The following is a 23,376-nucleotide window of genomic DNA, read 5'->3' on the forward strand; positions in this document are numbered from 1 at the left end:
TCACACTTTTAATATAACAGATAGCTATGTCGTTAGCCGTAAAACTGCTGACGGGAATATTATTACTAGGTTTTCCCCTTAAGGTATTTGGGTGGGATTGGCAGACAAGAATTACCATAGTGGTGAGCAACCAGCCTGTTGAAGTGGTTTGCGGAATGCTGGAGAAAGAATATGGCATTCACTTTTCCTATAGTAAAGAACTGGTCAGTTTATCAAGAAGGGTAACACTGAATGTTCGCCAACAACGTCTGAAAAAATTCCTGGACGACTTATTTGATCCGGACGATATCCGGTATACCCGTGTGGGAGAGCAGGTAGTATTGTTGCCTGTTCAACGGAATATCCGTACCATCAGTGGCTATGTAAGAGACTCCGCCAGCGGTGAAAACCTTATCGGCGCTACTATCTATTCTCCCGGGCTCAGGCAGGGTACTGTTACCAATCAATATGGCTTTTTCAGTCTTACCACGGCAAAGGATAGCGGCCGGCTTGTATTTTCCTATATCGGATACCAACCCATGGTGAAAAGCATACCTGGCAGAGGCGACAAACTGATCAACGTTGAGTTGTCGTCGTTAGGCAGCCTGAAAGAGGTGGTGGTAGTCAGCGGAAAGGAACATACCAAACTACAGGAGCAGACGCAGATGAGCAAACTAAACCTCAGCACGACTGAATTGCAGGCGATGCCCCGGCTGCTGGGGGAGGTGGATGTAATGCGCACATTACAGTCGCTGCCCGGTGTAAGCGGTGGTATGGATGGCGCCGGCGGTCTGTATGTAAGAGGCGGTGGCCCCGATCAGAACCTGGTGCTGATAGATGGTACACCGGTGTTCAACTTCTCCCATTTTTTTGGCGTCTATTCCCTGTTAAATGCCAACGTGGTTAAAACAACGGACCTTTATAAAGGCGCTTTCCCGGCCCGTTTTGGCGGCCGCCTTTCGTCGGTGGTGGATATTGCCATGAAAGAGGGCGATATGAAATCCTGGCATGGAGATGCTTCCATTGGTCTGATATCCACGAAGTTCAATACGGAGGGGCCAATTGTGAAAGACAAAACCTCATTCATGTTTTCAGCGCGCCGTTCCTATCCTGATCTTATTCTGAATGCCCTGATGAAACAGGATCATACACTCGGAAAAGGAGGGGATTTTCAGGCATATTTTTATGATGTTAATGCTAAAATCAATCACATCTTTTCGCCTAAGGACCGTGTTTTTCTCAGTTTTTACAAGGGCGAAGATAATCTGCTCATTAAACAAACCATCGACGACAGTACACAGATCGGCAGTTCCCAGAAATATATCGGGGAAAGTACCAAATTCAGGATGACATGGGGTAATACAATTGCAGCATTGAGATGGAATCATATCTACAGTCCGAAATTGTTTTCCAATATCACCCTGAATTATTCGCAGTACGCTTTTTCTACCGACTATGAGCACAAATATGTGCTGCCGAATACAGACGAAAAATCGGATGTATCTGGCTATTACAAGTCACGTATGGAGAATAGCGGAGGCCGGGTTGATTTTGATTACCGGCCCAACCCTCGTCATTCCGTGCGCTTCGGCGTTGTTACTACCCTGCATACATTCAAGCCGGGTAGCTCCTCTTTTCAGGACAAAGACAGCCCGGTGACTCCGCTGGATACGTCTGGAAATGCCAACCGGATTACTGGTGCTGAACTGTCGGTTTATGGAGAAGATGACTGGCAGCTGAGGCCTGATCTGTTTGCGAATTTAGGGGTACATGTTTCTGCTTTCCTGGTGGAAGGCCGTTTTTATTATTCGGTACAACCCAGGCTGGGACTGCGTTATATGCTGCCTCGTAATTGGGCAATGAAGGCGGCCTATACACATATGAATCAGTATATTCACCTGTTGTCGAGTAACGGCACCGCGCTCCCCACTGATATATGGGTGCCCTCCACTCAGCGTGTGGCGCCGATGTTTTCCAGACAGGTTGCATTAGGAATCGCTAAAACTTCCACTAACCTGAAGTATGAATTTTCGCTGGAAGGTTATTTCAAATCCATGAACAACATGATTGAGAACATGGAAGGTAACAATATCGTTGGGCCTCAGGTAGCCCGGTGGGACGAGAAGGTAACTGTAGGGAAAGGATGGAGTTACGGGGCCGAGCTGATGCTGCAAAAGAAGAAGGGACCTGTTTCCGGGTGGATCGGCTATACATTGTCGTGGTCATCGCGGCGATTCCCGGGGATCAACAACGGAGATATCTTTCCTGACAAATATGATCACCGGCACGATATAGAAGTAGTGCTGGTACAGCAACTGGGCAGGCGCTGGGAAATTTCGGCTTCGTGGCATTATAATTCAGCAACGCCGTTTACGTTGCCGGTGGCCAGTTATGGCGGTTCCGGTACCGCTTCGCCTTTTGAACCGGGAGGAGGTATTGTTCGCATCGACCGTTATGATAAATGGAACAACTATCGTGGTGCTGATGTACACCGGCTGGACATAGGCATCACCAATACCAAACAGCATAAAGGATGGAGCCGTAGCTGGAACGTTAGCGTGTTCAATGTATATAACCGGAAGAATCCTTTTTACTATTATATAGGAGAAAATACGGCAAACAACAAGCGTTACCTTACAAGAGTAACGCTGTTGCCGATTTTACCAAGTGTTACCTATTCAGTTAAATTCTAAATAGATGTGTATGAAATATATTTTCGTAGTAGCGTTACTGTTAGGTGTTTTTCTGATAGCATGTGAACGGAATGAAGATATTAAGATGCCCTATGAAGGAGATAAAATAGTAGTGAACTCATTGATTCAGCCAGATAGTGTAATATACATCCGGGTAACGCGCAGCATACCTTCTAACAAATTTGATGATGCCGGTTATGCTGATATTAAGGAAGCAACAGTTTCTCTTTCGGCCGATGGAGTACCGGTGGCGCCTCTTACTGCTCAGCAGATAAATGGTCGTTACTATTATGTGTCAGCACAAACGGCTGCATTGGGAAGAAAGTACACAATACAGGTAGCCGCACCAGGACTCTCACCCGTAGCAGGTACTGATACGCTGCCCGCTGCTCCTCAGGCAGGTAATGCAGCCGGACAGAGTAACAGCAGTCGTATTCAGTTTACGTTGAAGGATAATCCGCTGTCGAAAGACTACTACAAAATCCGGCTTTATAAAACAGATACTTCCGGTAATAACGGAAGTTTCCTGAATTTCCGGCTGGATCCTGCTTTTAATAATAATCTCGTCGATTTTTTTACGAAGGGCGACTACAGTATGCTGATCATGGACGACGAGCGCTTTGACGGCAAGCGCGTAAATTTTGTGTTACAGACGGAGAACCTGCTTACTGGTCCGGCTAAAATAACAGTGGAAGTAAGTGCGCTGACGTTTAGTTCCTACCAGTACTTCAACAGCCTGCAGGCACAAAAGGAATCAGGCAGGGGAGTGGTGCCATACCCTATCCGCGTGTACTCCAATATTACCAATGGCTATGGCATTGTTGGAGGAATTAATACTAAAAGGATGACATTCAATATACAGTAGTTACTGTTCCCGGAGCGGGAACCGGAATTTCCCGATTTGTCATAAAATTTCCCGATTTGATCATCTGGTTACAATTTTATGACGTAAGTTTGTTCCAGCATAATTTACTCCGCTACAAATAAATCCGGATGCTTCATCACCCGTGAAGCAGTCGGTGTTTTCATCACAGTTAGAATAAATATTCACAAAAGAAATTGACCGGCGCTTTTAAACGGGCGTTTCCGGAAGGGGATATTTTGTCCCTGTTACTTTAACCTGTAGGAACATGGCGGAGTAAAGATTGTTCCTGCGGGCCATGGTTGCCCTATCCCGGGTAGGGCAATCTTTTTTCCTTTTATCATCGCAAACCAATTCATACTACATAATTAAAACATAAACCGAACATGAAATTGTTGTTACGGTGGAGCGCCGTATTGCTCCTGCTATGCTTTAGTGTAAGCGTGCACGTTAGTGCGCAGTCAACTGCGTATAAAAAAATCGTATCCCTGAATGGTACAGTAACCGAGATTCTTTGTGAGCTGGGTTTTTGTCAACAGATAGTGGGAGTGGATGTAACGAGTACTTTCCCATCGGAAATAGCGAAAGTGCCGAAGGTTGGCCATAACCGGAATATTACCGCAGAGCCGGTATTAGCGTTGCAGCCGGATCTTATTATATCTACCACTAATTTTCTCAGTCCGGCTGTGGTAGCCCAGTTTAAACAGGTGGGTGTACATCATGTGATGGTAGAGCAGGAATACTCGGTAGCGGGAACAAAGAAACTGATTACACAAATTGCGGCGGCGCTGCATGTTCCGGAAAAAGGGGCCGCCTTGTGTAAACAACTGGAACAACAGCAGCAGGTGCTGAAAGTAGTGCCACAACACAAGAAAGTACTGTTTATCTACGCGCGTGGCGCGGGCACTATGATGGTGGCCGGTGCGGCAACTCCAATGGATAAAATGATTACGCTTGCCGGTGCAGAAAATGCTGCCACAGGATTTAATGATTTCAAACCGTTGACAGCCGAGGCCATGGTGGCAGCCAATCCTGATGTAATACTCCTTTTCGATTCCGGCCTGCAAAGTTTGGGTGGGATAGATGGGTTACTGAAAGTGCCTGGCGTTGCACAGACCAATGCCGGAAAGAACCGGAAAGTGATAGTGATGGATGGGCAACTACTGACAGGATTCAGTCCGCGTGTGATTACAGCCATTAAAGAATTATCGCAAAAGATCAGTGGATAAAGAAAACGTGTTGATGCAATTATCAAAGAATTACAGCATACCAGGCATACTTGTAATAGTACTGATTGCCGCTGTGTTTCTGGCTACAGGCAGTGGCGCTATGCATATCTCTCCCGCACAGATACTGGCTATCCTGTTGCACAGGATACATATTGATATTCCTGTGCATTACGATAATAGTATGGAGGCCGTGTTGATGATCATACGCCTGCCGCGGGTAATATTGGGCGTATTAACAGGTGCCGGTTTAGCTACCGCCGGCGCCGCGTTGCAGGGGTTGTTCAGGAACCCGATGGCTGATCCCGGTCTTATCGGGATCAGCTCCGGAGCGTCAGCAGGGGCTGTATTGATCATCGTTTTTCAAGCCAGCCTGCCGCTCTGGCTCAATACGGGCTGGGTACATTACTATGCAATGAACATCGCTGCTTTTGCCGGGGCATTTATAGCCGCCTGGTTAATTATTCGTATAGCCGGTACCGGTAGTGGTTCGATGGTGATGCTGATGTTGCTGGGGGGCATCGCTATTAACGCGCTGTGTATGGCATTTACATGGCTGATGGCGTATTTGTCGACCAACGAACAGATGAGGAGTATCATATTCTGGACAATGGGCAGCCTGGGCGGCGCTACCTGGGAAACGGTGACGGCCGTATTTCCCTTTCTGCTGCTGCCTTTGATACTACTGCCCCGCACAGGCGCGGCGCTGGATATTTTTTCTTTGGGAGAGCAGGAAGCCAGGCATATAGGCGTGAATATTCAACGTCTGAAAATGCAGCTGCTGTTATTATCTACGATGGTGATTGCTGCCAGCGTAGCAGTGGCAGGCGTAATTGGCTTTGTAGGCCTGGTTGTGCCACATATTGTCAGGCAATTCACCGGACCATCCTACAAATTATTGTTTCCCTGTGCAGCACTGGCCGGTGCTATATTACTGACCTTGGCGGATCTTATCAGCAGAACAATTGTAGCTCCGGCAGAACTGCCGGTAGGGGTAGTGACAGCTATATTGGGTGCTCCGTTTTTTATATGGTTGATTCTGAAAGAAAAACGCACATTGATGATATGATGTTAGATATAGAACATATTTCCCTGAAGCTATCGGGCCGGCTGGTATTGGACCGGATCACCCTTCAGGCTGCAGGCGGCGAGCTGTGTGTGTTGATGGGCGCCAATGGTGCAGGAAAATCATCGTTGTTGAAGGTACTTGCCGGCGAGTATACCAACTATTCAGGGAAAGTATGGCTGAACGAACAACAGCTACGTGAACAATCACCGGCAGAACAGGCGGCCTGCAGGGCCGTATTATCGCAACGTACCGGGTTGACGCTGCCTTTTACTGTACGCGAAGTAGTTGCTATGGGCAGATATATTCATCCGCCCGACCCGGTATTGAATGATGCTATTATTACCTATGCCATGCAGCGGCTGCAGGTCAGTGATTTAAGCGATCGCAGCTGGCTGCATCTTTCCGGAGGGCAACAGCAGCGGGTGCAGATGGCGAGGGTATTGGCCCAGTTGCTGGATGCTCCCGAATTGAAACACCGCTCCGGCGGAAAGATGCTGCTGCTTGATGAGCCGGTAACGGGAATGGATATACGCCATCAGCATATCGCTTTACAGCTGGCCAGGGAGCTAAGCAATAACGGTGTACTGGTAGTGGCTGTATTACACGACTTTCAGCTGGCAGCAGCCTATGCCGATCGTGTTGTTATGCTACATCACGGACGTTTGATGGCTGTTGGAGATGTAGCTGCTGTATTAACCGAAAACAATATCAGACAATGCTTCGGAACAGATGTAAAAGTGCTGGAGCATCCTGATTACGATCATCCTATTATTATAACTTCTTTTAACACTCATCTCAAAAAAAAATATTACCAGATGGAAACAATTATCACTCCGCTTAAAGCGCAATGGCTGGCTTACCAGCAACAACATCCGAAAGTACGCATCCGTGACGCTGCAAAAGCATTGAACGTAACAGAAGCCCGGATAATAGCAGCGTGTACCGGAGACCTGGTCAGGCATATGAAAACAGACTTCCCTGCCTTGCTGCATAAATTGCCGGCGCTTGGCCGCGTAATGGTGTTAACGAGAAATGAGAGCTGTGTGATAGAACGAAAAGGCACATTCGAAAACGTCAATACAGAAAGTAAACATGTGGCATTGGCAGTAGGAAAAGATATTGACCTGCGCATGTTTATCAATAAGTGGACAATGGCCTTTGCATTGGAGAATGATACTGCTACGGGTTTTAAAACATCCATACAGATATTTGACAGCGCAGGCGATGCCATCATGAAAATATATGCACAGCCGGAAACGGATATGCAACAATGGAACGGGTTGGTACAGGAATTTACGGCAGCAGCCCAGTCTGATACAATACAGGTAACCGCCCGGGTACCACAACAACGGGGCATGACCGGAAATGTAGATCGGGAAGCATTCCTGAGCGATTGGGCAATATTAAAAGATACACATGATTTTTATCCTATGTTGATGAAATATCGTATCGACAGATTACATGCATTGGAGCTGGCCGAAGGTCGTTTTTCCCGCCGTATTTCTTCCGGTAGTGTAAAAACCATTTTGCAAAACGCAGCTTCAGGTGGTCTGGAAATTATGGTGTTTGTGGGAAATCATGGGAATATAGAAATTCATACCGGCCAGGTTCACAGGGTATTGGAGATACCGGAATGGATCAACGTCATGGATGCAGATTTCAACCTGCATGTTAAAACAACTGATATCGCTTCCTGCTGGGTAGTAGACAAACCAGCGGAGGGCGGCGTTACTTCTGTGGAAGTGTTCGATAAAGCTGGTGAAATGATCATACAGTTTTTCGGAAAACGTAAGCCCGGAATACCGGAACTGCCTGAATGGCGGGCTTTGCTGGCGCAGTTGTAATTTACGGGTTGCGCAATAAATTTTCCCGATCCGATCAAATGGATAAGATCCAACCAATTATTTTTGCATTGCATTTTTATTTACTCCGCCCGTAAACACAACCCGGAAAAACATTTGTTTAACTGACCGATGACTGATAGTAACGCCTGAAAACAGGTGTGGATAGCTATTGCTGATATATAACTATAACGACTATACGGAAATGAAATTACGTACTTCTGTTCCATTACTGTTGCTGATAGCAACGGGCATGATACTCTATGCCTGCAAGAAAGTGACTGATGCGCCGCTGTTGCCGGAGAACCGTATTCTTCAGTTTACTGTAACCAATGCTGCAGATGGGCCTATACAAGGAGTGATCAATAATAACGACACCTCGATAGTATTGTATATCCCTTACTACACAGCACTGATTACCATACTCCCGGATATCAAACTGCCCACCGGCGCCACTGTTACACCTGCGAGTAATACCCTGCTGCAGAACTGGATGGTGAAGCAGGCCATGGATACTCCTATCATCTACACAGTAAAAGCCGGTAATGGTAACACTGCGGCGTATCGGCTGAAAGTAGACGGGCAACAACCTGATATGATAGTGAATGAATTTTCTACTGATGCCGCTAATCCGGTAGTGATCACACATCGTCACAAATCTGAAAGCGACATGATGGGAATCAGTGGCGATAACCTGGTACCTAATACGAAAACTAATTTCATTACGCTGGTGAGCGAATCGGGCCGTGGATATACGCTGGAAACGAAACCTAATAGCGTAATAGGGTATAAGTATTTTACCGGTTCCATTCCGCCTGACTCTAATGCACTGCCTTCCGGCAAATATTATATCAGGGTTACCTGTTTTAGCAAGACAGCAAAACTCAAAAACCCGGTTATTATTAAACAGTTGCCATAGTAATCCAAGTATGCCTGTAACGGCTTTTCGTAACAGCATTTTATCATAAATAAATCCTTGAAAACAATGACAAATTTGTTGAAAAAAATAGCAGCCGTAGCAGTGGTTGCATTCGTAGTTGCCTCTTGTCAGCGGGAAAATTCTGTACAGCCGCTGAGAGGCAATACACAGGAAACCCTTGCATCGAAGCAGGCTTCAGGTAGCGTTGCCTTGCTGGCACGCACTATTGACGTCGGAGATACCGCGCAGATACGTAACCTGAAAAGCGACAGCGTTATTCCGCCATCTACCCCTGCACCCTTCTATTACAGCCTGAGTACAGAGTCGAAGGTGACCGCGGTGAGCAGTGCAAGAGCTGTATTGTTCGATGGCTACTTTAACGCAGATATCAGTGGCGTGAACGGCTTTCAGCTCGGATTCATTGATGCTGTTTCATATGCCGGCATTACTGCTTCCAATGCCATCAGCAGCATGACGGCTGCAACCGGAAATAAGATGGGATATAACAATGTTAATCCCGGATGGTATAACTACTATTTTAACGATAATCACAAAGTACTGCCAGTTGCCGGCAGAACGCTTATTGCTTACAAGCAATCCGGCGGTACTGTAACAGAGATCTACAAAATAAAGATGCTGAGTATTTACAAAGATATGCCGGCTAATCCTACAGGTACTGAACCTATTCCTTACCTGTCGTTTGATTACCAGCGTTTGCAATAAAAAAATACCGGCCCGTTTAAAACAGAACACCCTGGGAAGTGTGATGTAATAAAGGCCGGTACAGGCATTTTGGATAAAATTATTATAAAATGAACACTTTGAATAAATATTTTCTGGCTGGTTGTGTTTTCATGCTATGCGCTTGTAAAAAGGAAACGGCCAGGTTGCCTTATAACCAGATCACGTCTTTCGTGATTCCAGATGCAGATGGAAAGTCACTGGAGGCGGCGGTCAGCGGCCAGGATATCATTGTGTACTGGCCATTCGGACAAGCGCAGCCCGCAGAGGTCAGTCCGCAGATTACGGTCACTGAGAAAGCTACTGTTAAACCTGCATCTGGTGAAAAAATATCCTTCAACGGCGATGCTATTTACACAGTAACCGCTGAAAGCGGTGCTACAGCTACCTATCGTTTAAAGATTGTTTCCAATCAGCCTGTTCCTGTCATACGAGGTATGGATGGAGGTTCAGAGCAGATAGGACCAGGTGGAACGCTGTACACCGGGCATCTTTATTTATTGCAGGATAAATCCCGTAATAAGATATCGCTGATATCAAAAAGCGGTGAGCAGCTTCCCTGTACCATAAAAGAAATTACCCGCGACAGGCTCGCCTTTCAGTTTCCTGCAAAGCTGGATACCGGAAGATATAATCTCCAAATCACTTCCGGAAACTATACAACGATCGTAAAAAAGATATTTCTCTACCGGCTTGGGAATCCGGAGCTATATGATTACGGCCAGCTGACGGTAAAGCGTGGACAAACTTTTACAGTAAACGGAAATTATATATCAGCAGTAACGAAAGCTGTGTTGTACCTGGATTTCAGCAGGAGCCTTCCGATAGAAGTAGTAGGTAATACAGCCACTACCATCACCCTGCGGATTCCGCAGAACTTCCCGGTAGGTACCTGTCAGGGTGGGATGTTACTCACCAATACTTATTACAACATAACAGATGATTTTGGATTAGATGTGCCTGTCACCATAACTGAATAAAATTTGATGCGCTACTGTCGACTCTTTAGCCTATGCGTTTTGTTGCTCAGCACAACAGTCTGCCGGGGTCAGTCAGATTCCGGTGCTGTTCGTAGTTTGAGAGGAGTAGAGGTTACTGCCTTAAAACCTGCCACCGAAAGTTTGGTGAGCAAGGCTGCTATGCCCGTTACCATTATCTCCCGTAAAACATTGGATATGATGGGCAGCCGCCGCCTGGATGAGGTATTGCGGGAGCAAACAGGATTGGCGGTCGTCAATGATATTAAAGGAGGCGCGCGGGCAGTTGGTTTGCAGATGCAGGGATTCAGCGCTGCCTATACGATGATATTGATAGATGGTCAGCCTATGATCGGGCGAAATGCCGGCGACTTTGATCTGTCACGTATAACCGTTTCCGATATAGAGCGGATTGAAATCATTAAAGGAGCTTCTTCCAGCCTGTTTGGAAGCGAGGCGCTGGCAGGCGTGATCAACATTGTTACCCGGCAGCATATTACCCGCGCGCAGGCGCTGGCAGCAGTTCGTTATGGCTCGCTGAATAATGCCGATGCTACACTGGAGGGAGAAACGCCCATCCGTAAAGGGAAAGGGGCAGCTTACCTTTCAGGCAACTACTATCATACTGATGGATTCAGTGTGAATCCCTATCTCACAAAGGGAGCAACTGTTCCTCCCTATAATAGTTTTACACTGCAGGGGAGAGCAAGATATTCGCTGAGTTCCGCAACATCACTGAGTTTCGCCGGCAGATTTGCCAACAGGAAATCTGTAGCGGTGAACAGCTATGGTAAAGAGGAACAACATACCAGCAGAGACGCATTGGATGAAGGCGATATGAATGCTTCTCTGATGATGAATAATAGTTTCAGGCATGGTATGCATTTGAAAACGCAATACTACCTGACACGCTATGCTTCAAATCAGACCACTACCATGATGGAATCGGGTGTGGTGAATGCCCGGAATATTTTTACGCAATACCTGCACCGGCTGGAAGTGCAGGGCTCCAGGAAATTCGACGATGCGTGGAATGTTACTGCAGGAGCTGGAGGTACGCTGGAAACCATGAATAGTGAAAACTATAAAGGCACCGGTAATATGAACAGCGTATTCGGATATGTACAGGCCGACTGGAAGCCATTGGAAAAATTCAATGCCTTGGCTGGTGCCAGGTATGATTATCATAACAATTTTGGCGGACGATTGAATCCCAGTTTCGGGTTGAGATATACACCAGCTTCATTTATTACATTAAAGGCATCCGTCGGCACTGGTTTTAAAACACCCGATTTTAAAGAACGTTACCAGGTTTTTACCAATCCCCAACAGGGATATACAGTATTGGGTGCCGCGGTATTGGATGCCACTTTAAAGGAAATGAAGGATGCCGGACAGATCAGCGAAATAAGGCTTGTTGCCGATCGCATAGCCAGAGAACTGAAGGCGGAAACTTCTGTGTCTTATAATGCAGGTGTGGCTGTTAGTCTTCCGGGAGCAGTGAAGATAGAAGTCAACGGCTTCTATCATAACGTACATAACCTGATTAATACGATTCAGGTAGCAACTAAAACCAATTACCAGCAGGTGTTTTCTTACATGAACCTGAACCGGACTTATATGACAGGGCTGGAAGCCAGTGCCCTGTGGAAGCCGCTGGAGGGCCTGGAAGTATCAGCAGGGTACCAGTTACTTTATGCGAAAGACAGAGGCGTAATGGATTCTATTCGTGCCGGTGTATGGCCATATAAGAACATCAGGAATAATAATACGGGAGAATCAAGACAGGCGAAGGTATCGGATTATTTCGGTCTGGAGAACAGATCGCGCCATATGCTGAACCTGCGCATATTTTACGAATATGCTCCCTGGAGCATCACTGCTTCTGTCAGGGCTAATTACCGCAGCCGCTATGGTTTTGATGATGCTAACGGCAACCGTTATATCGACCGGTATGATACTTATGTAAAAGGCTATTGCCTGCTGTTTGCCTCTGTGGAAAAGAAACTTTTTAATAAACATTTATCTATACAACTGACAGCTGATAACGTATTCGACTATACGGATATGTTGATGCCAGCGCAGCCCGGACGTATTATGATGGCCGGGTTTTCCTGGCGGTTTTTCAGGGATTAATCATTATCACCATGAAAATGAAATGTATTGTTTTACTGGCGCTGGTGGCAGGAATGGTTTCCTGTAAGAAAGATGATAACAGCGCGCCGGGTCGTTCTTATGAAGACGGCAAAAGCACAGTTATTTATGATATGGCCGGCGATACCCGGGCGTCAGTAGGAGATGGCATCGATGGTAAAGAAAAGCGCCCCTTTGCCACCTTTTTGTTCAGTCTGAAAACCGGCAGGCAATCGTGGGATACTACTGCTGCGAATCTTCGTAGCAATAGTTGGGATCTGGCATTTACTGATCTCTATAACTCGCTTTTAATCGTTAACAATGGCACTAAGACCAAAAGCCCGGGTCGCGGCGGAAACGGACAAGGTGCTATTGTATTGGTGGATAAACCATATGCCAGCGTCACCGTTGCTCCGGACGATGAATACTTCAGCACCAACGACCTGGTAAGTATAGGCTGGGATGGATATCCCCAGCCGACAAATAAAGGCTGGTATTTTTACAGTCTTACTACCCACCTGGCCAGGGCCATTCCCAATCGCACCTTTGTATTGCGCACCGCTGAAGGTAAATATGCAAAGCTGGAATTGATCAGTATGTACAAGGGCAACCCTCCGGCTGTAACAGACCTGTTATGGCCGGCACCTTATTTCACGATCAGGTATTTTCTGCAGGAAGATGGAAGCCGGAACCTGAATACTCCAACTAAATAAAAAACAAATAAATATGAGATACTATTTTCCAATAGCCGTTGCCGTTATTTCACTACTGGCAGCCTGCTCCAAAAGTAATGACGATAAAACCACGCCTCAGCCACCTGCTGGCGACGATGTGAAAACAGGCGTATATGTGATCAGCAATATGGCAGCTGATACTTCGGCAACTTCAGCTGTAAATGCTACCACCATTTACTATAGTCTTGAACAGAATAAAATAGTACCCGCATCGCTTGCACAAACCAGCAGCTGGGACGTAGCTTTTACGGGAATATACAATAGCAGTATTGCGGTTAATAATGGAAAGGCACCCAATAGCCCCGGATTCGGAGGCCCTGGGCAGGGGGGCTTATATCTTTACAGAAACGATGGAGTAGAAGCGGCATCCTTTGATAATAATACCTTCAAACCGCTGAGTATTCCCATTGATCAAAACCTGTTCAATACTTCCTTCAACGCCGTGAAATCCGTTACCATATCAGATGCGGATTTTGTGGCAAACGATTTTATCGGCATCGATCATTTTATGGGAACAGGATACGGCTACGCCTACTATGATTTCTATGGAGCCTTCTTTCCGAACGATAAGAAGAAAGCACATATCGTATACACGCTGCCGCGCACTATTATCGTTAAAACAGCAAAAGGGAAATACGCGAAGCTCCAGATTACCAGTGTCTATAAAAACAGCCCGCAAAGCCCCAGCCGCGACGATAAAACCGGCTATCTTTCCTTCAGATTTGCCATTCAAATGGATGGAACAAAGAACCTGGACATAGCAGTGAACCGTTAGTATTCCTTAATTTTCCCCTTTGCGTAATTCCTTTTCCTGATCTGATCATTACACGCAGCGCCTCTTATCTACATTTGTACCTGTAACGATGCCCGGAGTATTTAGCTGTACATAAAATAAGTCCGTTGTTTGAAACTGCCAGATTAATAAGAGTGATGAATTAAGTCCTGACGGCGGCCATCCAATGGCCGCCGGAGGCACAACAAACCCAACGCAGATGTGTAATTACCAGACATTGTATCACGGAAAGTCAGGATACGTTATCCGCTGTCCGCATTGCAAAAGTATCCAGATTGCATTCGGTACTACTGTTGTTAACCTTGATGCAAACGAATTTGAGTACTTCAGAAAAATGACCATTCATATGGCCAATGATCATCATTATCTATCCGATCATGAAAAGATAGTGTGTGTGCCTTTACCGGCCGATCATGTAATGATGTTGCTGACACCGGCGGAGGTGGTGGAATTGGCCGGCATGACGTCGGAAGTTCAGGCCTTGCTCGATACTTACGAAATCCTTGAGAAATTGCCAGGGCGTTAGTGCCAGCGGCTCCCGATATAAACCTGTGATCACCCTATTTTAATTTTAAAGCCCGGCAGGCCACCTGCCGGTAAACCGGATACACCAGATCTGAATATCCGACGGCATTTTAAAGAAACATTCTATACAACTCATTGTTATTTTATTTCTTTTTTTGAAATTGCAGCTGAAACCATATACCGGCCCCAGGAAACATCAACAATAAATCCGGAGATGATATCAGGAGCTGCTTAGTGCATTTTTTAATTCTGACTATCTGCAAAAATCAAAAAATATGAAATTCGTAGCGCCATTGCTCCTTCTTGTTCTGGGAGTGTCGACCCTTTATGCCCAGAAACATAATAAACCCGCTGATTTTAAGACCGTCGTCAACGAAGCCTATAGCTTCTTCAAAGATGAAAAGTCAGGAAAGAACGCAGACTATATCCCTTACCTGGCCGATGTTAAACCAGATCTGTATGGTATTGTAATTGTAACCAGAGATGGGAAAATATACCAGGCGGGCGAAAATAAATTCGAATTCGGTATTGAATCTATTGAGAAGGTTTTCACGCTTTGTGTGGCAATGGATCTTTTTGGAGATACCGCTATTCTCCGCAAAGTAGGCGCCAATCAGACCGGCATGCCTTTCAACGCAGTAGCAGCCATTGAAAGCGAAGGCCAGCAGCCATCCAATCCCCTGGTGAATGCAGGTGCATTGACTACCGCCAGTATGTTGACTGGTTATTTCGGACATGCTGATGCCTGGAATAAAATGGACAACTATTTCGCCAGGTTCGCTGGCCGCCGGCTGAAAGTAATTGATGAGTTGTACAAATCGGAAGCTGCTACCAATGCTCATAATCAGGCAATAGCCATGTTATTGAAATCGTATGGCTATATGTACGACGACCCGTTGTTTGCCTGTGATTTCTACACCAAACAATGCTCTTACGGCGTTACTACCCGTGACCTGGCTGTTATGGCGGCTACCCTGGCAAATGGTGGCGTAAACCCGCTGACCCGGGAAAGAGTGATGCAGGAGGCAAATGTTGCTAAAGTGCTGGCTATAATGGGAACTACAGGGCTATACGAAAATACAGGCGAGTGGATGTTTAAGGTGGGATTGCCCAGCAAGAGCGGTGTTGGTGGCGGTATTATTTCAGTGGTACCCGGGAAATACGCGATCGCAGTGTTTTCACCTCCATTGGATAAAGCCGGAAACAGCGTGCGGGCGCAACGGGCCATTCAATATATTTCTGACCGCTTGAATGCAAATATCTATAGGAGCTTTTAGCTAATAGCTTTCCCGGTTAATTCGTAAATTCATAAAACAAGTTATCACTTTAACATGTTTTAGTGCTATGGATGTAAAGGATTATTATAAGATACTGGGAGTAGAGAAAACCGCGACAGCAGAGCAGATTAAGAAAGCCTACCGGAAACTGGCCGTGAAGTATCATCCTGATAAGAACCCCAATGATAAGGCTGCTGAGGATAAATTCAAAGAGATCAACGAAGCGTATGAAGTACTGAGCGACGAGGAGAAACGCAAGAAATACGATCAGTTCGGAGAAAACTATAAACATTACGAACAACATGGAGGCCGGCCGGAAGACTTTGACTGGTCACAGTTTGGCGGAGGTGGCGGGCGCAGCCGTACATATAACTACGGCAGCGGCAACATGGAAGATATCTTCGGTAGTGGAGAAGGCAGTTTCTCCGATTTTTTTGAACAGCTCTTTGGCAGCAGTTTCTCAGGAGGCCGGCGGCAGCAGCAGGGCCCGGGCCGTGGCCGGGATGTACAGGCAACGATGGACGTATCTCTCGAAGATGCCTATTCAGGCGCAACGCGACAAGTGGAAGTAGGGGGCAGTAAGCTTAATATTAAACTGAAGCCCGGCTTGCACGAAGGCCAGGTGATCAGGCTGAAAGGGAAAGGTGGCGCCGGCCGTAAAAGCGGCGAAAACGGGGATTTGCTGATCACCATAAAAATAGCTCCACATCCGCAATTTGAGCTGAAAGGTCTGGATATCCACACAGAACTGGCAATACCTTTGTACACGGCGATACTTGGAGGTAAACTAACCATCAACACACCGGGGCCTTCCCTTAGTATGAATATACCGGCCGGAACTGATAGCGGGAAAATATTCCGCCTCAAGGGAAAGGGGATGCCTGCTTTTGATAATAAAGGAACCGCAGGCGACTTGTATATAAAGGCAATTGTGCATATTCCGGCAAACCTTTCCGATAAAGAAAAAGAATTGTTTCAGCAACTTTCACAATTAAATAAGAATGGCCATGCTTAAACATTTTGACTACCTGAAGAAAGGCAAAGTATGAGAGACGTCAACCGGACAGGCGTTCTGGTAGTGGTGATCATGGGCACTACCATGGCCGGCATAGATTCGAGCATTGTTAATATATCCCTTCCCGTTATGAGCAAGCAGTTTAACTGTACGCTCGACGAGATAGAATGGGTGATCACGGCCTATATGCTGAGTTTTTCAGTGCTGATGCCATTGACGAACTGGCTGAAGAACAGAATAGGTTTTTTCAATCTGTATGTTGGCGCTGTGTCCCTTTTTACATTGGGCTCACTGATGTGTGCATTATCTACCAGCCTGGGATCGCTGCTCGTAGCAAGGGTCATACAGGCATTGGGAGGAGGCGCCATGGCGCCGGTTTCCATGGCCATCATTTCTTACATATTTCCCGCCCGGGTGAGAGGCTCCGTGTTGGGATGGTGGGGATTGGGAAACCTTGTAGGGCCAGCGATCGGACCTACGCTGGGGGGTGTATTGACGGAGAAGTTTGGATGGCCGTCTATCTTCTATATTAACCTCCCTGTTGGGCTGGTAACGGTACTGCTGGCCTTCCGCTTTCTGAATGTACTCCGCAAACAGCCTAAGCTTAAACTTCCATTTGACCTTACCGGTTTCATCGCATTGACTATTTTCCTGGTATGCCTGCAATATGGCGTGGCACGGGCAGAGGTAACAGGAATCAATTCCCCGGAAATACTCGTTACGCTGGGAGTGGCGCTGGTGGCTTTTGCTTTTTTTATATGGGTAGACAGACAGAAAAGCGAGCCGATTATTAATCTCGATCTCTTTTCCAACTACTCATTTGTAAGTTGTATACTGGTGACCATATCCCGGTCGGCCGCCCTTTACGGCGGCCTGTTCCTGATGCCTTTCCTGCTGCAGGAACAGATGGGTTTTTCAGAAGGAATTTCAGGGCTGCTTATATTGCCTAACTCCGTGTTTATGGCGGCGCTGATGCCGTTCGCCGGAAAATGGTCGGATAAGCATGGCTCAAGGGAAGTATCTATTATGGGACTCTTTCTGCTGGCCGTGTCGATGTATCTTTTCTCATGGCTCGACAGGGGAAGCAGCATCCATGGAGTTATCGCCGCGATGGTGGTCAGGGGAATAGGAATGGGGTTACTGGTGGCGCCATTGAATGCGGCAATACTTAGCTCTGTGAAGCCCAGTGAAGTAACAATGGCTTCTTCTATCAGTACCCTGATGCAACAGGTGGGCGGCGCCATCGGCATAGCAGTGCTGGCAATTATTACACAGGCTGCATATAACCGGCATGTGCTGGAAGGTATTGCTAACCTCACTGCGCATCATATGGCGCTCCGGGAGGGATTTCTTATCTCGCTGGCCATACTGCTGGTGTCTATTGTACCAGCCTGGTTTCTGCCACGGAGGAATGTGGCGTTGAAAGATGCGGATGCTCATATCGACACCTGACCAGCATGATTATTGGTAGTTATACGATAATATTTTCCCGGTTATGCCCTTAAGTAGCAAGAAACATATTCTGATGATCGATGATGACGAAGATGATTTTTTCCTCGTAAACGCTTTGTTGCAGGATATTTCGCCAGATCAGTATGTTTTGCAGTGGGTATCGTCCTATAAAGAAGGGCTGCTGGCAATTGAATCCCGGGCACATGATCTGTACCTGGTAGACTATCGGTTGGGAGCTCACACGGGAATCGACGTGTTGCATCATTTCCGCAATCTGGGCTATAAAGCCCCGGTTATATTGTTTACCGGGAAAGGCGATTACCTGATCGATAAGGAAGCTATGCAGGCCGGTGCGGCCGATTATCTGGTGAAGAGTGAAATCACTGCTGCCCTGCTGGAAAGGGCGATACGTTATACCCTCGATAAGTTCGGCCACCTGCTGGCAATTGAGAAAAGTGAGAAACGCTACTTCAGCATCTTCGAAAAATCGAACGACCTGATTCTGCTGGCAGATGCAGGCCTCCGGATTGTGGCCGCTAATCCCGCTGCACTGAACATCCTGAAATACGAGGAAGAAGAATTGTATAGCTGCCACCTGCATCATCTTTTTGCAGATGAAAGCCTGGTGAAGGAATTCCAGGAACAGCTTCAAACCAATGAAGGAGTTGTGCAGAAGGAATACATCTTCAAAAGTAAATTACGGCAGCAACTGGATGTCATGATCAACGCTTCTCTATTGGATGAGAAGAAACAATTATACCTCATCATCATCCAGGATATTACCGCCCGTAAGCGTAAGGAACGGGAGAAGCAACAGCAGGAGAAATTCGCCATTACCGGGCGTATAGCCAGGCTGATTGCACATGAAGTACGTAATCCGCTTACTAATATACTGCTGGCAGTATCGCAGCTTAAAATTGAACCTGCAGGCGCTACCGAAGATGCACAACTGTACCTGGATATCATGGAGCGGAACTGCCACCGTATCAATCACCTGGTAACAGAATTGCTGCAGTCTACAAGGATGACGGAATTGAATATGCTGCCGCAGGGACTGAATGTATTATTGGAAAAAGCATTGCTGCTGGCCGCCGACAGGTTGCAGCTGAATAATATTACAGTCAGCCAGGTCTGGTGTGATCCGGATTGTATGATATTAGCCGATGAAGACAAATTGCTGATCGCTTTCCTGAATATCATTATTAACGGCATTGAGGCCATGAAGGCGGGCGAAGGTCAGCTTAGCCTGCAATCCTGGCAGGACTCCGACCGTGCATTTGTTCGTATATCCGATAACGGTAGTGGAATCTCTCAGCAGAATGTACCCAAATTATTTGAACCATTTTTTACCAGCAAAACCAAAGGCACAGGGCTTGGACTTACAGCTACTCAAAACATCATCCTACAGCATAAAGGCACGATAGCAGTTGACAGCGAGCTGGGAAAAGGCAGTACCTTTATTATCAGTTTCCCGATTGCGGATAATGATTAGTGGTCCGCTTTGCGGATGCCTCCCTGCGTAAGTTCTATTTTACGTTGCTTATACAGGCTACCGATGGTCATCTTGAAGGTTTTCTTGCTCATGCCAAAGAATTCCTGTATTTCTTCCGGGGTGGATTTGTCGTAATAAGGTAGGTAGCCATTGTTTTCCTCCAGCAGACGCAGGATTTTTTCACCCTCATCTTCTACTTTATCAAATCCTGGTTTACCAGCTATGACATCTATTTTACCATCACGGATCTGGCGGATGAATCCAGTGAATTTATCGCCGATATCAACGGCACGGAATATCTCATTATGATGTAATATCCCGGTATGCTGGTTGTTGATGATCACCACATAGCCGATATCTGTGCGGCGGTACGCGACCAGATCTACCTGGTCTTTTTCTTTTATAGTGAGGTTTTCGTTGCTGAGGTACCGGTCGATTTTTTCGGTAGCGGCAAGCCGGCCGGTCAGTTCATCGATGTATATTTTTACGAGGTATTCCTGGCCGGGAGCCATGCGGGTCAGTTGTTGCGACTGTGGCACGAAAAGGTCTTTCATCAGGCCCCAGTCGAGGAACGCTCCCTGCCGGGTGGCGCTGACTACTTTGAGCATTACAATATCTCCGGCTATACCGTAAGGACGCTGGGTGGTGGCAATAAGCCGGTTTTCAGAGTCGTGGTACAGAAACACTTCCAGCTCGTCACCGATTTTGGTTCCTTTAGGTACAAACCTCGACGGGAGCAATATTTCCTGGTCTACTCCTTCCAGGTATACGCCAAAATCTGCTTCTTTTTTAACCCTCAACAGGTTGTATTCACCCACCTTTATCATAAAACTTAGTTATATATGGCTGCAAGTTACTTATAGATTGCGGATTACCGGAATCATATTCTACTTACTTTTGTAAGAACCAGCTTTCGGCTCCTGTAATTCCCGATGCTGTATAAAAACCAACCTGACACCTTATGACTATTCTATCATTCACCCTGGTCCTTTTATGCGGGGCTTTCATTGCTGGTCTGTTGGGATCGCTGACCGGTTTAGGCGGAGGTGTTGTCATCATTCCCCTGCTTACCTTACTATTTCACGTCGACATCCGTTATGCCATTGGAACAGCCCTGGTGGCATCTATTGCAACTTCTTCCGGTTCAGCTTCTGCTTATGTGCGGGAAGGGATTACCAATATACGGTTGGGAATGTTCCTCGAAATAGCCACCACTACGGGTGCGGTCGTCGGTGCCTTCATTGCGGTATATATGCCTACCAATGTAGTGACGATTATTTTCGGACTCGTGCTGATTTTTTCATCGCTGATGTCGTTCCGCAGGAAGATGGAGCAAACAACAGATGACGGCAAGAGCCAGCTGGCTGCCCGTTTACGTCTTAATAATAATTATCCTGGGGAAGATGGGAAAGAAGTGGATTACAAAGTGCACCATGTGCCGGGAGGATATTTCATGATGACATTCGCAGGTATCATGTCGGGCTTACTAGGTATAGGTTCCGGGGCTTTAAAAGTATTGGCGATGGATGGCATCATGCGTATACCCTTTAAAGTATCCACTACTACCAGCAATTTTATGATCGGCGTTACGGCGGCAGCCAGTGCAGTTGTATATCTGCAGCGGGGTTACATAGCGCCTGGTTTGTGTATGCCGGTAGTATTGGGCGTACTGGCAGGTGCGTTGGCAGGATCGCGGATGCTTACCCGGGCTAATGTGAAATGGTTACGTATAGTCTTTAGCGTAGTGATCAGCTTTCTGGCACTGCAGATGATCTACAATGGTATAACCGGAAAATTATAATCCTATGAAGAAGTTATTTTCAAAATTTCTCCGTGATCAGGATATTGAGCAGTTCATCGGACTGCAACTGCGTGTAGGCGTTATCGTTTCCAGCATTGTTGTTTTTATAGGTGGCGTGATATATCTGATCCGTCATGGCCACGAGCAGCCTTCTTATTCTACGTTTACAGGGGTAAGAGAAGGGCTGAATAACCTGCAGGGGATATGGCAGGGCGTGTTAGAGAACAAAGGCATGAACATTATTCAACTGGGGGTTGTGTTGCTGATTGCCACTCCGATCATTCGTATTGCTTTCTCTGTTATTGCATTCCTGTTGGAAAAAGATTATCTCTATGTGGGGCTTACGCTTGTAGTGCTGGGGGTTATTGCATACAGTATGCTGGGAGGGATAGCTGGATAGTCTTTAGCAAATGCAGCGGAGATTAACATATGATCTTCGCTGCATTTGTTAATGACTCAGCGCTAAAGACTCACAGCTATTACCGAATCTATATTATCCGGTGCTTTATCCGGCAAACTTACTACCAGTTCGTTGTTGCTGACGGAGGTAGGTAATTGTTTGTTATTCGCCAGCAGGCGGGCCTGGGTTACAGTGCCTTTTATGCCTGGTACATGGAGCTGGCCATTGGCAGGCCAGTTAAATACATGCAGGTAGATGATGGTTTTGCCGTTTTCTTCTTTTGCTGTGCACCGGCCCCAGTCCTGTGTGGGAAGCGGGCTGCCTTTGGTGCCATAGATGGATGCGCCGTTTATCTTCATCCACTGCCCGATGCCTTTCAGGGCAGTAAGACTACCCTCAGGGATCTGACCCAATGCATCCGGCCCTACGTTCAGCAGGTAATTCCCATTCTTGGACGCGATGTCAACAAGATTTCGTATAAGCGTTTCCGTGCTTTTCCATTTAACATCATAACTTTTATATCCCCAGGTGCCATTCATGGTCATACACGTTTCCCAGTCGCTGCCATCCAGTTCCGCGGCGTTCGGGATCTTTTGTTCAGGGGTTTTATAGTCGCCCGGGAAATTGGGGCGCTTCAGCCGGTCGTTGGTAATGATATTGGGTTGCAAAGTCAGCACCTCCTGTAGCTTTTGGGCATATTCATCTGTCATGTTGGTAGGAGTATCCCACCAGAGTACAGCTACTTCGCCGTAATTGGTGAGGAGTTCTTTTACCTGTGGAACCGCTACTTTGTTGATGTATTCCGACATGGAGACAGATGTTTGCACGGGATCCCAATGCCCGGAATGTGCCTGGGTGTATTCGTCTATCCTGGTGGAATCGGGATTGGGCCAGCCTTCAGCAGCTATCTTGCGGGCAGCAGCGCCACCTGGATTATTCCAGTCCTGCGCCTGGGAGTAATAGAAGCCTAGTTTAATACCATATTTCTTACACGCTGCAGCGAGCGGTTTCAACACATCTTTACCGTAAGGAGTGGCATCTACGATATTCCATTTGCTGGCGGCTGATTTGAACATCGCAAAACCATCGTGGTGTTTGGCGGTAATAACAATATATTTCATGCCGGCATCACGGGCAGCTCTTACCCAGGCATCCGGGTCGTATTTCACAGGGTTAAACTCCCGGGCATATTGCTGATATTCAGCAACCGGTATTTTAGCCCGATTCATGATCCATTCTCCTCCGCGTCCTACCTGATGCCCTTTGTAGTTACCTGCCAGTACAGCATAATCGCCCCAATGAATGAACATCCCGAACCGGGCTTCCCGCCACCACTGCATCCGCTGGTCGCGGGACTGGTTACTCTGAGCCGGTAGCCATATCGCTGGCGCCAGCAAGACCATTGATAATAGTAAGCGCTTTAGGTTTTTAGCATTCATAAAGTGGA

General features: G+C 46.8%; 20 protein-coding genes. 18 read left to right on the forward strand and 2 right to left on the reverse strand.

What is annotated here, in order from left to right:
• The first annotated feature begins 26 nt into the window (after positions 1-26).
• From UNH61_RS00460 to UNH61_RS00535, 16 genes are all read left to right on the forward strand, one after another.
• Positions 27-2,672, forward strand: coding sequence for a TonB-dependent receptor (locus UNH61_RS00460; RefSeq protein ID WP_326990134.1), 2,646 nt, complete (start codon positions 27-29; stop codon positions 2,670-2,672).
• A 10-nt stretch (positions 2,673-2,682) separates the two neighbouring features.
• Positions 2,683-3,537, forward strand: a complete 855-nt coding sequence (locus tag UNH61_RS00465; protein ID WP_326990135.1) for a DUF4249 domain-containing protein — start codon at positions 2,683-2,685, stop codon at positions 3,535-3,537.
• A gap of 383 nt (positions 3,538-3,920) precedes the next feature.
• Positions 3,921-4,763, forward strand: coding sequence for a hemin ABC transporter substrate-binding protein (locus tag UNH61_RS00470; RefSeq protein ID WP_326990136.1), 843 nt, complete (start codon positions 3,921-3,923; stop codon positions 4,761-4,763).
• Positions 4,764-4,776: 13 nt separating this feature from the next.
• Positions 4,777-5,829 (forward strand): iron ABC transporter permease, encoded by a 1,053-nt coding sequence (locus UNH61_RS00475; protein ID WP_326990137.1) that lies wholly within the window; start codon positions 4,777-4,779, stop codon positions 5,827-5,829.
• Entirely contained in the window at positions 5,826-7,673 is a 1,848-nt protein-coding gene (locus UNH61_RS00480) for a heme ABC transporter ATP-binding protein (RefSeq protein ID WP_326990138.1), read from the forward strand. The genes UNH61_RS00475 and UNH61_RS00480 overlap by 4 nt, the downstream gene beginning before the upstream one ends.
• A gap of 202 nt (positions 7,674-7,875) precedes the next feature.
• Positions 7,876-8,589 carry a hypothetical protein gene (locus tag UNH61_RS00485; protein ID WP_326990139.1) on the forward strand — a complete coding sequence of 238 codons (714 nt, stop codon included), beginning with the start codon at positions 7,876-7,878 and terminating at the stop codon, positions 8,587-8,589.
• Positions 8,590-8,655: 66 nt separating this feature from the next.
• On the forward strand, positions 8,656-9,312 hold the full coding sequence (locus tag UNH61_RS00490; protein WP_326990140.1) for a hypothetical protein: 657 nt from the start codon (positions 8,656-8,658) through the stop codon (positions 9,310-9,312).
• 89 nt (positions 9,313-9,401) lie between these two features.
• Positions 9,402-10,310, forward strand: coding sequence for a hypothetical protein (locus UNH61_RS00495; protein WP_326990141.1), 909 nt, complete (start codon positions 9,402-9,404; stop codon positions 10,308-10,310).
• 39 nt (positions 10,311-10,349) lie between these two features.
• A complete protein-coding gene (locus UNH61_RS00500) occupies positions 10,350-12,443 on the forward strand; it encodes a TonB-dependent receptor (protein WP_326990142.1) in 2,094 nt (697 codons plus the stop codon).
• Between the two features lie 11 nt (positions 12,444-12,454).
• Positions 12,455-13,153 carry an HmuY family protein gene (locus UNH61_RS00505; RefSeq protein ID WP_326990143.1) on the forward strand — a complete coding sequence of 233 codons (699 nt, stop codon included), beginning with the start codon at positions 12,455-12,457 and terminating at the stop codon, positions 13,151-13,153.
• A 13-nt stretch (positions 13,154-13,166) separates the two neighbouring features.
• The gene (locus UNH61_RS00510) at positions 13,167-13,949 is read left to right on the forward strand and encodes an HmuY family protein (RefSeq protein WP_326990144.1); all 783 of its coding nucleotides are present in this window, start codon (positions 13,167-13,169) and stop codon (positions 13,947-13,949) included.
• A gap of 217 nt (positions 13,950-14,166) precedes the next feature.
• On the forward strand, positions 14,167-14,493 hold the full coding sequence (locus UNH61_RS00515; RefSeq protein ID WP_326990145.1) for a DUF6686 family protein: 327 nt from the start codon (positions 14,167-14,169) through the stop codon (positions 14,491-14,493).
• Positions 14,494-14,767: 274 nt separating this feature from the next.
• Positions 14,768-15,769 carry a glutaminase A gene (gene glsA / locus UNH61_RS00520; RefSeq protein WP_326990146.1) on the forward strand — a complete coding sequence of 334 codons (1,002 nt, stop codon included), beginning with the start codon at positions 14,768-14,770 and terminating at the stop codon, positions 15,767-15,769.
• Positions 15,770-15,836: 67 nt separating this feature from the next.
• Positions 15,837-16,784: a J domain-containing protein gene (locus UNH61_RS00525; protein ID WP_326990147.1), complete on the forward strand. Its 948-nt coding sequence runs from the start codon at positions 15,837-15,839 to the stop codon at positions 16,782-16,784.
• Between the two features lie 30 nt (positions 16,785-16,814).
• Entirely contained in the window at positions 16,815-18,236 is a 1,422-nt protein-coding gene (locus tag UNH61_RS00530; protein WP_326990148.1) for a DHA2 family efflux MFS transporter permease subunit, read from the forward strand.
• Between the two features lie 43 nt (positions 18,237-18,279).
• Positions 18,280-19,728, forward strand: coding sequence for an ATP-binding protein (locus UNH61_RS00535; RefSeq protein WP_326990149.1), 1,449 nt, complete (start codon positions 18,280-18,282; stop codon positions 19,726-19,728).
• Here the strand turns inward: UNH61_RS00535 and UNH61_RS00540 are convergent.
• Positions 19,725-20,555, reverse strand: coding sequence for a S1-like domain-containing RNA-binding protein (locus UNH61_RS00540; protein ID WP_326990150.1), 831 nt, complete (start codon positions 20,553-20,555; stop codon positions 19,725-19,727). The genes UNH61_RS00535 and UNH61_RS00540 overlap by 4 nt on opposite strands.
• A gap of 134 nt (positions 20,556-20,689) precedes the next feature.
• Between UNH61_RS00540 and UNH61_RS00545 the strand changes: the two genes are divergently transcribed.
• Together UNH61_RS00545 and UNH61_RS00550 are read left to right on the forward strand one after the other, a co-directional pair.
• The gene (locus UNH61_RS00545; RefSeq protein ID WP_326990151.1) at positions 20,690-21,529 is read left to right on the forward strand and encodes a sulfite exporter TauE/SafE family protein; all 840 of its coding nucleotides are present in this window, start codon (positions 20,690-20,692) and stop codon (positions 21,527-21,529) included.
• Positions 21,530-21,533: 4 nt separating this feature from the next.
• Positions 21,534-21,929: a DUF1634 domain-containing protein gene (locus UNH61_RS00550; protein WP_326990152.1), complete on the forward strand. Its 396-nt coding sequence runs from the start codon at positions 21,534-21,536 to the stop codon at positions 21,927-21,929.
• A 62-nt stretch (positions 21,930-21,991) separates the two neighbouring features.
• Here the strand turns inward: UNH61_RS00550 and UNH61_RS00555 are convergent, their stop codons facing one another.
• Entirely contained in the window at positions 21,992-23,368 is a 1,377-nt protein-coding gene (locus UNH61_RS00555) for an alpha-L-fucosidase (protein ID WP_326990153.1), read from the reverse strand.
• Positions 23,369-23,376: the final 8 nt, after the last annotated feature.

This window comes from Chitinophaga sp. 180180018-3, assembly GCF_037893185.1.
GTDB lineage: Bacteria > Bacteroidota > Bacteroidia > Chitinophagales > Chitinophagaceae > Chitinophaga.